Origin of the sequence: Leifsonia sp. 21MFCrub1.1, from assembly GCF_900107895.1 — a bacterium.
Taxonomy (GTDB): Bacteria; Actinomycetota; Actinomycetes; order Actinomycetales; family Microbacteriaceae; genus Leifsonia; species Leifsonia soli.
In genome coordinates, this window is record NZ_LT629867.1 from 852713 (window position 1) to 865560 (window position 12848).

The 12848-nt window shown below is 71.0% G+C and carries 11 protein-coding genes; 9 read left to right on the forward strand and 2 right to left on the reverse strand.

The genetic code is table 11. The features are described from left to right. Positions 1-26 precede the first annotated feature (26 nt). From BLW09_RS03950 to BLW09_RS03980, 7 genes are all read left to right on the forward strand, one after another. Positions 27-1328, forward strand: a complete 1302-nt coding sequence (locus BLW09_RS03950; protein ID WP_089908711.1) for a cell division protein PerM — start codon at positions 27-29, stop codon at positions 1326-1328. Positions 1329-1363: 35 nt separating this feature from the next. Beyond that, positions 1364-1957 carry a phosphoribosylglycinamide formyltransferase gene (purN, locus tag BLW09_RS03955; protein WP_089908714.1) on the forward strand — a complete coding sequence of 198 codons (594 nt, stop codon included), beginning with the start codon at positions 1364-1366 and terminating at the stop codon, positions 1955-1957. Beyond that, positions 1954-3534: a bifunctional phosphoribosylaminoimidazolecarboxamide formyltransferase/IMP cyclohydrolase gene (gene purH, locus BLW09_RS03960; protein WP_089908716.1), complete on the forward strand. Its 1581-nt coding sequence runs from the start codon at positions 1954-1956 to the stop codon at positions 3532-3534. The genes purN and purH overlap by 4 nt, the downstream gene beginning before the upstream one ends. Before the next feature lie 104 nt (positions 3535-3638). Continuing rightward, a complete protein-coding gene (locus tag BLW09_RS03965; protein WP_089908719.1) occupies positions 3639-4694 on the forward strand; it encodes a Glu/Leu/Phe/Val dehydrogenase family protein in 1056 nt (351 codons plus the stop codon). Positions 4695-4718: 24 nt separating this feature from the next. Continuing rightward, positions 4719-5957, forward strand: a complete 1239-nt coding sequence (gene ddaH, locus BLW09_RS19245; RefSeq protein ID WP_089908721.1) for a dimethylargininase — start codon at positions 4719-4721, stop codon at positions 5955-5957. A 414-nt stretch (positions 5958-6371) separates the two neighbouring features. Beyond that, complete coding sequence (locus BLW09_RS03975) at positions 6372-8246, forward strand: ABC transporter ATP-binding protein (protein ID WP_089908723.1); 1875 nt, start codon at positions 6372-6374, stop codon at positions 8244-8246. Continuing rightward, the gene (locus BLW09_RS03980) at positions 8243-10057 is read left to right on the forward strand and encodes an ABC transporter ATP-binding protein (RefSeq protein WP_089908726.1); all 1815 of its coding nucleotides are present in this window, start codon (positions 8243-8245) and stop codon (positions 10055-10057) included. The genes BLW09_RS03975 and BLW09_RS03980 overlap by 4 nt, the downstream gene beginning before the upstream one ends. Positions 10058-10118: 61 nt before the next feature. On the opposite strand, the gene BLW09_RS03985 is transcribed toward BLW09_RS03980, so the two are convergent. Both BLW09_RS03985 and BLW09_RS03990 read right to left on the reverse strand, forming a co-directional pair. Continuing rightward, the gene (locus BLW09_RS03985) at positions 10119-10466 is read right to left on the reverse strand and encodes a hypothetical protein (protein ID WP_089908729.1); all 348 of its coding nucleotides are present in this window, start codon (positions 10464-10466) and stop codon (positions 10119-10121) included. Between the two features lie 113 nt (positions 10467-10579). Continuing rightward, positions 10580-11632, reverse strand: coding sequence for a hypothetical protein (locus BLW09_RS03990; protein WP_089908732.1), 1053 nt, complete (start codon positions 11630-11632; stop codon positions 10580-10582). Between the two features lie 179 nt (positions 11633-11811). Here BLW09_RS03990 and BLW09_RS03995 point away from each other — a divergent pair, with 179 nt between their 5' ends. Together BLW09_RS03995 and BLW09_RS04000 are read left to right on the forward strand one after the other, a co-directional pair. Then, positions 11812-12159, forward strand: a complete 348-nt coding sequence (locus BLW09_RS03995; RefSeq protein ID WP_089908735.1) for a response regulator — start codon at positions 11812-11814, stop codon at positions 12157-12159. Between the two features lie 4 nt (positions 12160-12163). Then, positions 12164-12847 (forward strand): response regulator transcription factor, encoded by a 684-nt coding sequence (locus BLW09_RS04000; RefSeq protein ID WP_231947044.1) that lies wholly within the window; start codon positions 12164-12166, stop codon positions 12845-12847. Position 12848 lies beyond the last annotated feature (1 nt).

Consider the following 12848-nt stretch of genomic DNA (forward strand, 5'->3'; position numbering starts at 1 on the left):
TGCGCGCCGGTAGGCTCCGTTCGGTCATGAGTCGCACAACCGTCGCCCTGCTCGCCGCGCTGGAAGCGCTCATCGTCGCCGCCATCGGCATCGGGATCTGCCTCGTCCCCATCACGATCCTCTGGGCGGCGCAGTATCAGCTGGGCGCCGATTTCACCGTGGTGTGGCGTTCGGCCGCCGATGTCTGGCTGGTCGGACACGGCGTGAACCTGACCGTCTCGCTCGACCCGCAGACGGTCGCGCAGCTCGGGCTTCCCGGCGCGGCCGTGCCGTTCCAGGTGACGATCGCGTTGCTGGGGTTCGCCGCGCTCAGCGCCGGGCTGGGCGTGCGGACAGGGATGCGCGCGGCGGAGACGGATCAGCGTCTCGTCGGCGCCCTCAGCGCGCTCGTGACCTTCGCCGTGATCTCGACCCTGGTCGTCCTGACCGCGGGATCCCCGATGGTGCAGCCGTCGATCTGGCAGGGCATCGTCCTCCCGCCGTTCGTGTACGGGGTCGGAATCGCGGCCGGTTTCGGGTTCGCGGCGCTGCGCGGAGGAGCTCTCTCCGAGACTCCGCGGTCGTCCCGGGATGACGGGGATGCGACCGGCGCCTTCGACGGCGGCTCCGGCGGCCCGACGTCCGGACGGACGGCCGCACCGGCCGTCCTCGCGGTGCTGCGGACGGCGACCGCACCGATCCCCGGCGCGCTGCGCACCGGAGCGGGTGCCGCCCTGCGGGCGGGGACGGCGGCGACCGCCATCGTGATCGGCGTCGCCGCACTCGTCGTCGCGCTCCTCATCTTCGGCAACTACGGATCGATCATCAGCCTGTACGAGCAGCTCCAGACCGGTGTCGCCGGCGGTGCTGCGCTGACCATCGGACAGCTCGCCGTCATCCCGAACGTGGTCGTGTGGATGGCGTCCTGGCTGGTGGGGCCCGGATTCGCCCTCGGCACGGGGTCGTCTGTGAGTCCGATCGGCACAGCGCTGGGGCCGGTGCCCGGGCTCCCGATCTTCGGCATCATCCCGGCCGGCGGCTGGAGCTTCGGGCTCGTCGGCGTGGTCGTCCCGATCCTTGCGGGCTTCGTCTCCGGGGTCCTCGTCCGCTCCCGCACGGCCGTGCGCGGACTGGACGGTCTGCGGGCGCTCCTGCTGATCGCCGTGGGGATCGGCGCGGTCGCGGGCATCCAGCTCGGGCTGCTGGCGTGGTGGTCGTCCGGCGCTCTCGGTCCGGGAAGGCTGCACGACGTCGGCCCGAACCCGTGGATCGTCGCGGGACTCGCGGCGGCGGAGGTCGCGGTCGCCGCCGCGATCGGGTTGGCGGCGGCCGGGCGCGGCCGGCGGTGACCGAGGCGGTAGCCGAGCGCCGCTAGGCTGGTGGCGTGCTCTCGATCGTGGTGCTGATCTCCGGTGGCGGCTCGAACCTGCGTGCCCTGCTGGAGGCGTCGGAGGACGCCGAGTTCCCCGCCCGCGTTGTGGCCGTCGGCGCCGACCGGGATGCGGACGGCCTGGAGCACGCGGAGCGCTTCGGCATCCCGACCTTCACGGTGCCCTTCACCTCGTACCCGAGCCGCGAGGAGTGGGGCGACGCCCTGCTCGAGCAGATCCGGCAGTGGGAGCCCGACCTGACCATCCTGTCCGGCTTCATGCGCCTGGTTCCGCCGCGCGTGGTCGAAGCGCTCTCGCCGTGGCTGATCAACACCCACCCGGCGTACCTGCCGGAGTTCCCGGGCGCTCACGCGGTCCGCGACGCCCTCGCCGCCGGCGTGACGCAGACCGGCGCCAGCCTGATCGTCGTCGACAACGGTGTGGACGCCGGCCCCATCATCAGCCAGGAGCGCGTGGAGGTGGAGCCGGGCGACACCGAGGCCGCCCTCCACGAGCGCATCAAACCCGTGGAGCGACGGCTGCTCATCGACGCCGTGCTCGACATCGCCAACGGACACATCGACCTCGAGGAGCTTGCCCGAGCATGAGCGGACCCCGTCACGACGCCAGCCTGTACCGCGAGCGGGACATCGTCCCGATCCGTCGCGCCCTGATCTCGGTCAGCGACAAGACCGGTCTGCTCGACCTGGCCGGGGCGCTCGCCGCGGCGGGCGTCGAGATCGTCTCGACCGGCTCGACGGCGCAGACCATCCGCGATGCGGGCCACGAGGTGACCGATGTCGCGAGCGTCACCGGCTTCCCGGAGTCGCTCGACGGGCGCGTGAAGACGCTCCACCCGGCCATCCACTCCGGGCTGCTCGCCGATCTGCGCCTGGCGTCGCATGAGGAGCAGCTCAAGGACCTCGGCATCGAGCCGTTCGAGCTCGTCGTCGTCAACCTGTACCCGTTCGTCGAGACGGTGGCCTCCGGAGCGGTCGGGAACGATGTCGTCGAGCAGATCGACATCGGCGGCCCGGCGATGGTCCGCGCCGCAGCGAAGAACCACGCGAACGTGGCGATCGTGGTGTCGCCCTCCGACTACGACGGCATCGTCGCGGCGGTCGCCGCGGGCGGAACGACCTTCGACCAGCGCCGTGAGCTCGCGTCGAAGGCCTTCGCGCACACGGCCGCCTACGACGGCGCCGTCGCCGCCTGGTTCGCCGGCGACGCCCCCTCCACGGACGACTTCCCCGAGCGCTGGGAGGCGCGGGCCGAGCTCAAGCAGACCCTCCGCTACGGCGAGAACTCCCACCAGGCGGCCGCCCTCTACGCCGACCCGAAGGGCGCCGGCATCGCCCAGGCGACCCAGCTCGGCGGCAAGGAGATGTCGTACAACAACTACGTGGATGCGGACGCCGCGCTGCGCAGTGCCTACGACTTCCGCGAGCCGGCCGTCGCCATCATCAAGCACGCGAACCCGTGCGGGATCGCGGTGGCGGACGACATCGCCGAAGCGCACCGCAAGGCGCACGAGTGCGACCCGGTGTCGGCGTACGGCGGGGTCATCGCGGCCAACCGCACGGTCACGCTCGCCATGGCCGAGACCGTGAAGGGGATCTTCACTGAGGTGCTCATCGCCCCGGCCTACGAGCCGGAGGCGCTGGAGCTTCTGCAGACGAAGAAGAACCTCCGCATCCTGCAGTTGCCCGAGGGGTACGCCCGGGCGCTGACCGAGTTCCGCCAGATCTCGGGTGGCGTGCTCGTGCAGGACTCGGATCGGTTCGATGAGTTCTCGTCCGCCGGATGGACGCTGGTGGCCGGCGAGGAGGCGGAGGCTGCGACCCGCGCCGACCTCGAGTTCGCGTGGAAGGCGTGCCGCGCGGTGAAGTCGAACGCCATCCTGCTCGCCCACGACGGCGCGTCCGTCGGGGTCGGGATGGGCCAGGTCAACCGCGTCGACTCGTGCACCCTGGCGGTGAGCCGGGCGGGAGAGCGCGCGGTCGGGTCCGTCGCGGCCTCCGACGCCTTCTTCCCGTTCGCCGACGGCCCGCAGATCCTGATCGACGCCGGTGTGCGGGCGATCGTGCAGCCGGGCGGCAGCATCCGCGACGAGGACGTGATCGCGGCGGCGAAGGCGGCCGGCGTGACCATGTACTTCACGGGCGAGCGCCACTTCTTCCACTAGGAGAACGCGCGGCGACGTTGCCTCCGCGGCCGGGTCGCGGGAGAATGGACGACGGTCCACAAGACCGTCACACCTTTTCGCCGCGATCCCACGAGGAGACACCGATGTCCGTCCTGCCCGCAGACCTGCCGCACGAAACACTGCACGTCGTGAAGGGGAGGCGGAGCGGCCTCACCATCAGCATCGCGGTCCACTCCACCGTCCTCGGCCCCGCCCTCGGCGGCTGCCGGGTCTGGACGTACGACTCCTGGCAGGAGGCGGTCGCCGACTCGCTTCGGCTGGCCGAGGGCATGACGCTCAAGAACGCCGCTGCGGGCCTCAACCGCGGCGGCGGCAAGGCCGTCGTCTACGTGCCGCGGGGCACGGTGCTCACGCCGACCGAGCGCTACGAGGCCATGCTCGATCTCGGCGACGCGGTCGAGACGCTCGGCGGCAGCTACATGACGGCGGAGGATGTCGGCACGAGCGCGGAGGACATGTCCGTCGTCGCGACGCGCACCGCCCACGTCTGCGGCCTCCCGCCGTCGGAGGGCGGTGTCGGCGAGCCCAGCGATGCGACCGCGGCGGGCGTCTACGCCGGCCTGCAGGCCACCATGGAGCGGGCGTTCGGCAACCGGGATGTCGCCGGCCGCCATGTCATCGTGCTCGGACTCGGCCATGTCGGGTCGCTCATCGCGATGCGTCTCGCGAGTGAGGGAGCCGTGCTGACGGTGACGGACGTGAACCCCGCGAAGCGCGCCCTCGCCGAGGCGCTCGGAGCCACGTGGGTGGAGCCGGAGGACGCCCACCGCGTCGAGGGCGACGTGTTCGTCCCCGCCGGTGTCGGCGGCGTGCTGACCGACCGGGTGATCGACGAGCTGCGGGTCGCGGCCGTCGTCGGTCCCGCGAACAACCAGCTCGCGCACCGCTCCGGAGCGGAGCGCCTGGCCGAGCGCGGCATCCTCTGGGCCCCCGATTTCGTCGTCAACGCGGGTGGTGTGATCTTCCTGTCGATGGCGGGCGAGCCCGGCGTGACGGCCGAGGCGACGCAGGAGCGCGTCGAGCGGATCGGCGACACGCTCGCCGAGATCTTCCGCGCGGCCGACCAGCGCGGCATCACCACGCTGCAGGCGGCGGACGAGCTCGCGCTCGGCCGGCTCCGGGAGCCAGCGAACGCATAGCAGCGCTCCGCTAGGTTGGATCCCATGACGTCTTCCTGGGGCCGCCGGCTCATCGCATCCCTTGTCGCTGCCCTCGTGGTGGTCCTCGTCGTTCACGCGGCGATGATCGCCGCGTTCTACGTGGGGAGCCTCGCCGGGTCGTCGGCCCCGTCGGGGGCGTTGATCGTCGCCGTCAGCAACTACTTCTCGCTGACCAGCGTCATCGCCTTCGTGCTGCTCTGGATCGCAGGCTTCGTCGGTGCCTTCGACCGGTGGTGGACGGCGCTGATCGCGGGCGTGCTGACCGGTGTGCTCGCGCCTGCGCTCGGGACGCTTCTCACGGCGACGGCGGGGAGCTCCGGTTCGGCGGGCTCGCCGCTCACCGGCGATCTGATCGTCGCGGTGCTCGGCACCCTGCTGGGGATCAACCTGCTCTACGCCGTCGCCATCACCGCGCTCACCCCGACCTTCGGCCGCTGGCTGTTCCGCATCGTCGAGGGCGCCCGCAGCCGGTTCGAGACCGACCGCAAGGTCGCGCTCGTCCGCATCCCCGCCGGCAACCTCGCCGAGGGCCTGGTCACCCACATCGACCGTCAGCCGGTGGATGCGGAGCGCGCGGACGCGCAGTGGGACGCCTACGTCGCCGCGCTGTCCGCGGCCGGCTGGCAGACCGTCGAGGTGGCGAGCGCCGACACGCTGGCCGACTCGGTGTTCGTGGAGGACACCGCCGTCGTCCTGGGCGACACCGCTGTGATCACGCTGCCCGGCGCGGAGTCCCGCCGCGCGGAGGTCGTCGGCACCGAGGCCGCGCTGCGCGCCCAGGGGCTGCACCTGGAGCGCATCGAGGCGCCGGGGACGCTCGAGGGCGGCGACGTGCTCAAGGTCGGCTCGACCGTCTATGTCGGCCGCGGCGGACGCACGAACGCGGAGGGCATCCGCCAGCTCCGTGCCATCGCGGCGCCGCTCGGGTACACCGTCGTCGCCGTGCCGGTCACCAAGGCACTGCACCTCAAGACGGCCGTGACCGCCCTGCCCGACGGAACCGTGATCGGCTACGAGCCGATCGTGGACGACACGCGCGTCTTCGAGCGCTTCCTCCCGGTGCCCGAGGCCCACGGCACCGCGGTCGTCGTGCTCTCCGACGACACCGTGCTGATGTCGTCCTCGGCTCCGCAGTCGGTGGCGCTCGTCGAGGACCTCGGCTACACGGTCGTCCAGGTCGACATCTCCGAGTTCGAGAAGCTCGAGGGCTGCGTCACCTGCCTCTCGGTCCGCATCCGCTGACCCCCTCCCGTCGAGTGGTGACATCACGTCACCACTCGACGCGATTTCCCGCAACGACTCACGTCTTGACGGGGTATTGCGTTTCCTGTGAACCTGGGCATAAGCTGTAGGGCTGCCTTGTCGCGGCACAACGGACGTGTACATCGAGGCTGAGAGGACGCCATGACGACGATCGAGACCGCACGAAAGATCACCGTGCCCGGGTTCGTCGCCGCCCTCGCGGCCGACGCCCGACCGTCCGGGCGGTAGCTCCCCGCCCTTCGCCGCGCCGCCGCGCGCGACACCGGGAGCGTCCGCGGACGCTCCTCGCATCCCCATCACAAGACCCGCCATCGTCGGCGTGTCTTCGGCGACTCCTCCGCGTGCTCGCCGCCGGCTCCATGACGTCGGACACTCACAGAAAACGGATCATCCATGTCTGTCGCCCAGACTCCGAACACACAGACTCCGAACACACAGACTCCGAACACTCGGACTCCGAAGACCGCCGCGAAGCGGAAGAGCACCGCGCGCATCCTGCTGCGCATCCTCCCGTACGCGAAGTCCGCCGCGCCCCGCATCGTGCTCGGCATGGTGGCCGCGCTGCTCGCCAGCCTGGTCGCGCTGAGCATTCCGCAGGTGCTCCGGTGGCTGGTCGACGGGCCGCTGTCGACGGGCGACCCGTCGGCCGTGTGGCCCGCCGCGCTGCTCGTGGTCGGGCTGGGCGCTGCCGAAGCGGTGTTCATCTCGCTACGGCGCTGGTTCGTGCTGACCCCGGGGACGCACGTCGAGGCGAAGATGCGCAACGCGCTGTACGCGCAGCTGCAGGACCTGCCCGTCGCCTTCCACGACCGCTGGCCGAGCGGCCAGCTGCTGTCGCGCGCGGTGAGCGACCTCAGCATGATCCGCCGGTGGCTGTCCTTCGGCATCGTGCTGCTGGTGGTCAACGTCGTCACCATCGTGGTCGGGTTCGCGATCCTGATCGGGTGGAACTGGATCCTCGGGCTCATCTTCCTGGTGTGCTCCATCCCGCTCTGGATCTACGGGTTCGTGTTCGAGAACAAGTACTCGGTGATCGCCCGGCGCAGCCAGGACCAGGCCGGTGACCTGGCGACGGCGGTGGAGGAGTCGGTGCACGGCATCCGCGTGCTGAAGGCATTCGGACGCGGAAAGCACGCCCTGAAGACCTTCGAGTCGCGCGCGGAGGAACTGCGCGGCACCGAGATCGAGAAGGCGAAGGCCATCGCCGGCATCTGGCTGTGGCTGCTGCTGGTGCCGGATGTCGCGTTCGGCATCTGCCTGGTCGTCGGCGTCTGGCTGTCCGCTCAGGGTCAGCTGTCGGTGGGCGAGCTCGTCGCCTTCTTCGCCACGGCGACCGTGCTGCGTTTCCCGGTGGAGTCGATCGGCTTCCTGCTGTCGATGACCTTCGACACGCGCACGGCGGCGGACCGCTACTTCGACGTGATGGACGAGGTCAACGCCATCACCGATCCGGCCGAGCCCCAGCGCATCGCGGAGCCGCGGGGCGAGCTCGTCTTCGACGACGTCCACTTCCGGTATCAGGACTCGCCGGAGCGCTTCCCCGACCTTCTCGACGGCGTCCATCTGACCGTCCGCCCGGGCGAGACGATGGCGCTGGTGGGACTGACCGGTTCGGGCAAGTCGACGCTCACAGCGCTGACGACGCGTCTCTACGACGTGACCGGCGGTGCGGTGAAGGTGGACGGCGTGGATGTGCGCGACCTGACCCGTTACGACCTGCGCAAGGCGATCGCCATGGCGTTCGAGGATGCGACGCTGTTCTCGGCGTCTGTGCGCGACAACGTCCTGCTCGGCCGCGACGACCTCGACCCCGCCTCGGCGGAGGCCGAGCGCGTGCTGACCGAGGCCCTCGAGGTGGCGCAGGCGGGCTTCGTCTACGACCTGCCGGAAGGCGTCGAGACGAAGGTCGGCGAGGAGGGGCTCAGCCTGTCCGGAGGCCAGCGTCAGCGGCTCGCCCTCGCGCGTGCCGTCGCCGCGAACCCCAGCATCCTGGTGCTCGACGACCCGCTGTCGGCGCTCGACGTCGACACCGAGGCCCTCGTCGAGGCCGCGCTGCGCCGGGTGCTCGCATCCACGACGGCCCTCATCGTCGCCCACCGCCCGTCCACGGTGATGCTCGCCGACCGGGTGGCGCTGCTGGAGGACGGCCGCATCACCGCGGTGGGGACCCACCACGACCTGCTCGCGACCAGCGAGCACTACCGCTTCGTCATCTCCAGCCTGGAGGACGAACAGAACGAAGAGATCCTCGAGGAGGTGAACCTGTGAGCACCACGACCGTCCTGGGCGTCGAAGGCGAGGAGCGCAACGACCTCAGCAAAGAGGAGAGCAGGCAGGTCCGGCGCCGTTCGCTGCGTCTGCTGGGCTCCCTGCTGCACCCCCTGCGGATGCGGCTCGCGCTGACGGCCGTCGTGGTCGTCGTGAGCACGGCCGCCCAGGTGGCGGGCCCCGCCATCATCGCGTTCGGCATCGACAACGGCCTCCCGGCGCTGCTGAAGCAGGACTGGTTCCCGCTGGCCGCCGCCGGCGCCGCCTACCTGGTCACCGGCGTCATCGGCGCCGTGCTCATCGCCTGGTACACGGTGCTGAGCGCTCGGATCAGCCAGGCCATCCTGCTCGACCTGCGCAAACGGGTGTTCCTGCACACGCAGAAGCTGTCGCTGGAGTTCCACGAGTCGTACACCTCCGGCCGGATCATCTCGCGCCAGACGAGCGACCTGGACTCCATCCGGGAGCTGCTCGACTCGGGCATCAACCAGCTGGTCCAGGGCTTCCTGTACATGCTGTTCATCGCGATCGCGCTGTTCTCGATCGACTGGGTGAGCGGTGTCGTGCTGCTGGTGTCGCTGGTGCCGCTGTACCTGCTGACGCGGTGGTTCCAGAAGCGCTCGCAGGTGCTGTTCCGCATCTCGCGGGTGGCGTCGGCGAAGCTGATCGTGCACTTCGTGGAGACCATGACCGGCATCCGTGCGGTCAAGGCGTTCCGCAAGGAGAAGCGCAACGAGAAGGACTTCGGCGGTCTGGTCGAGGAGTACCGCGACGTGAACGCCCGCGTCATCCAGCTGTTCGGGATCTTCGACCCCGGCCTCGTGATGATCGGCAACGTGACGGTCGGCGTCGTGCTGCTGGTGGGCGGCTTCCGCGTCGCCGACGGCCAGCTGGCGATCGGCGTGCTGCTCGCGGTGCTGCTGTACACGCGACGCTTCTTCGACCCGATGGAGGAGATGGCGATGTTCTACAACTCCTACCAGTCGGCCGCCGCGGCGCTGGAGAAGATCTCCGGCGTCCTGGAGGAGGAGCCCAGCGTTCCGGATCCGGTGCGGCCGGTCGACCTGTGGTCGGCGCAGGGGCACGTGAGCTTCGACGAGGTCTCGTTCGCCTACAAGAAGGACCGTGTCATCCTGCCGGAGTTCACGCTCGACATCCCGGCAGGGCAGACGGTCGCGCTGGTCGGTTCGACCGGCGCGGGCAAGTCGACGCTCGCGAAGCTGATCTCGCGCTTCTACGACCCGACGGCGGGCGCGGTGAAGCTGGACGGCGTCGACCTGCGCGACCTGCACCCGAAGGATCTCCGCAGGGCGATCGTGATGGTGACGCAGGAGGCGTACCTGTTCAGCGGCTCCGTCGCCGACAACATCGCCCTGGGCAAGCCGGATGCGACGCGCGACGAGATCGTGCGGGCGGCGGAGGCCGTCGGCGCGCACGAGTTCATCGAGGGTCTGCCCAACGGGTACGACACCGACGTGAACAAGCGCGGCGGCCGCGTCTCCGCCGGTCAGCGTCAGCTGATCTCGTTCGCCCGGGCGTTCCTGGCGGACCCGGCCGTGCTCATCCTGGACGAGGCGACGAGCTCGCTCGACATCCCGAGCGAGCGCCTGGTGCAGGAGGCGCTGCAGACGCTGCTCGCCGACCGGACGGCGGTGATCATCGCGCACCGTCTGTCGACGGTCGCGATCGCCGACCGGGTGCTCGTCATGGAGCACGGCCGTGTGGTCGAGGACGGCACGCCCGACGACCTGATCGCGGGCACGGGCCGCTTCGCCCAGCTGCACGCCGCCTGGCGCGACTCGCTCGTGTAGCGGCCGCGGTCGCGGGTCCGGAGGGGACCACGGGGAAGCTCCCGTGGTCCCCGTCGCCGTGTCAGGGGAGAAGGGCAGAAGTCAGCGCGGCTGATACGAAGAACGCCAACACGATCGCCGCGATGGCGGGAACCGGAGCCCACCAGATGCGCCCTCCGGCCCTGCGGGCGAGGATCAAGATCAGGATCGAGAGCACGGCGACCACGGAGACGCCGGGCGTGATGAGACCCACCCAGCCGAGGGCGGCGACATCGCAGGATGTTCCCGCCCCGCATGCGGCGACCCCCGTCTGAAGAAGGGCGACGACGAAGCTGCACAGGAACCCGAGGATGACCGCGAGCACGCTCAGCACGATCGCGGCCGCGCTGTCGAGGGTGGTTCCCGGTGATTCGCTTGGCATCTCGTTCATGAAGACGAGGTGACCACCCCGTTCGTGATGCGCGCGTCGTTCGGTTCCCGGCGGGGACCACGGGAAGCCTCCCGTAGTCCCCGCCGCCGGTCTCCGGGCAGGTAGGGGTCGAGTCAGCCGGCCGGGGACCAGGTCGAACGCGCCCGGGAGGGACGCAGCGTGCGGTGGCCGCCGCGGGCGTGCGGAGTGCGGCGCATGGTGGCGCCTTCGCGGGCCGGTGCCGTGCGGAAGAGGGGCAGGCGCGACAGGAGGCCGTCGCGCATCCCCTCGCGCAGCACGACCACCTCGCAGCCTGCGTCGATGCAGGCGCTCGCCGTCGCGCCGTCCGCGTACTGCTCGCCGCCACCGGCGGAGACGGTGATGCAGTCGCTCACCAGCGCGCGCCCGGCCGTCGCCAGCACGGTGGTGCGGGATGTCGCCGGGGCGACGAGCGAGCGGACCGTGCGGGCCAGCGCCGGCCATTCCGCCGGGCGGATCGCGGTGCCGTCCGAGAAGGTGTCGCCGAGGTCGAGGAGTTCCAGGCGGCGGCCCGTGGCCGCCGCGACGTCGCTGCTCGCCCGCACGGCGCGCTGCAGCAGCGCGACGAGGTCGGATGCGCCCGTCGCGGCGGCGACGGGGAGCGACAGCCCGGCCACCTGCACTCCGAGGGCCGACGCATGCCGCGCGACGGGAACGGCGATGTCCGGGTCGACCCGCAGCAACACGGCCGTTCCGGCCGGAGCGGACACGAAGGTATCGAGGTCGTACGGGTCGTCGACGACGAACAGCCGGACGCCGGCCGCCCAGGCGGAACGCCGCTGCAGCCAGCGGGCGCCGGGCGCGGCATGCAGCACCCGGCCGAGGTCGGCATCCACCCGGCGCAGGGCGGGGAGGGCCGCTTCGTGCGTGATCGTGAAGCCGGCGCCCTCCGCCGAGATGGTGCCGAGCAGAGCAGGATGCGCGAGCGCGCTGACGTCGTAGTGCACGTCCACCCAGGGGAACGCCTCGCGCAGGTCGCGGAAGCGGCGGGCAGCGCGCGCCAGGTCGATGACGACGACGGGCAGTTCGGGGCCACCGCGCCGCCCGCGCCCGGAGGGACGGCCGTCCACCGCGACCGCCCCGGTCGCCGCGTCCGTGAGGACGGCAGCGGCGCCGGTCGGGTCGGCGGTTCGGGTCGCGGTGGACATCGCCATCTCCTCGGGTGGAACTGCGGCCCGCTCTGCGGCGGGCGACCCCATCGTTCGGGTCGATGAGGTTGTCTCACATCCTGGTCCTGCCCCTGATGGCCCACATCCGGGGGGTCACCTCATTCCGATTGCGTGGAGGCACGGATGAACCTCGGGGTGCGTGCGGAGATGATGGTGCCATGTACCTCCGCGTTGTGATCGTCGACGACCACGAGCGGTTCCGCGAACAGGCGGCGGAGCTGCTCCGCCTGGAGAGCTTCATGGTGGTCGGCGACAGTGCGACCGCGGCCGGCGGCATCGAGCTGAGCCGCCGTCTCGCCCCCGACGTCGTGCTGCTCGACATCGGCCTGCCCGACGCCAGCGGCTTCGACATCGTGCCGGCGATGCGGGCGACCGGAGCCGCCGTCGTGCTCACCTCGAGCCGGTCCGCGACCGACTACGGACGACGCGTCGCCGATAGCGGTGCGGAGGGATTCATCAACAAGGACGAGCTGACCGGTGAGGCGATCCGCACCCTGCTAAGGTAAGCGCGTGAGCGGGGGACAGACTGTCGAGTCTCGCGCGCTCAGAGTGGCCGTCGCCGACGATGCAGTCCTGCTGCGCGAGGGGATCGGACAGATCCTGCGCGCGGGCGGTATGGAGGTCGTCGCCTCGGTGGACACCGCCGAGGAACTCCTGCGCGCCGTCGGGTCCGACGGGGACGTCGACGCGATCGTCCTCGACATCAAGATGCCGCCCACTCACACGGATGAGGGGCTGCGAGCGCTCGAACGCTTGCGCGCCGACGGCTCCCGTGCCGGCATCCTGCTGCTCTCCATGTACACCACGGCGTCGTACGCGATCCGGGCGATGAGCGCCGGCAGCGGCACCGGGTACCTGCTGAAGGACCGCGTCGCCGACGCGGACACCCTCGTCACCGCGGTCCGGACCGTCGCGCGCGGCGGCTCCGTCGTCGACCCCGAAGTCGTGCAGCTCCTCGTCACCGCGCGCTCGTCGGAGGCGACGGTCGAAGCGCTGTCCTCTCGAGAGCGCGACGTGCTGCGGCTGATGGCCGAAGGACGATCGAATGTCGGCATCGCGACCGAGTTGCACCTCAGCCTGCGCACCGTCGAGTCGCACATCGGGCACATCATGGCGAAGCTGGGCGTGGAGGACTCCGCCGAGGGTCACCGCCGGGTGCTCGCGGTGCTGCGCTTCCTCGGCCGGGACTCCTGAG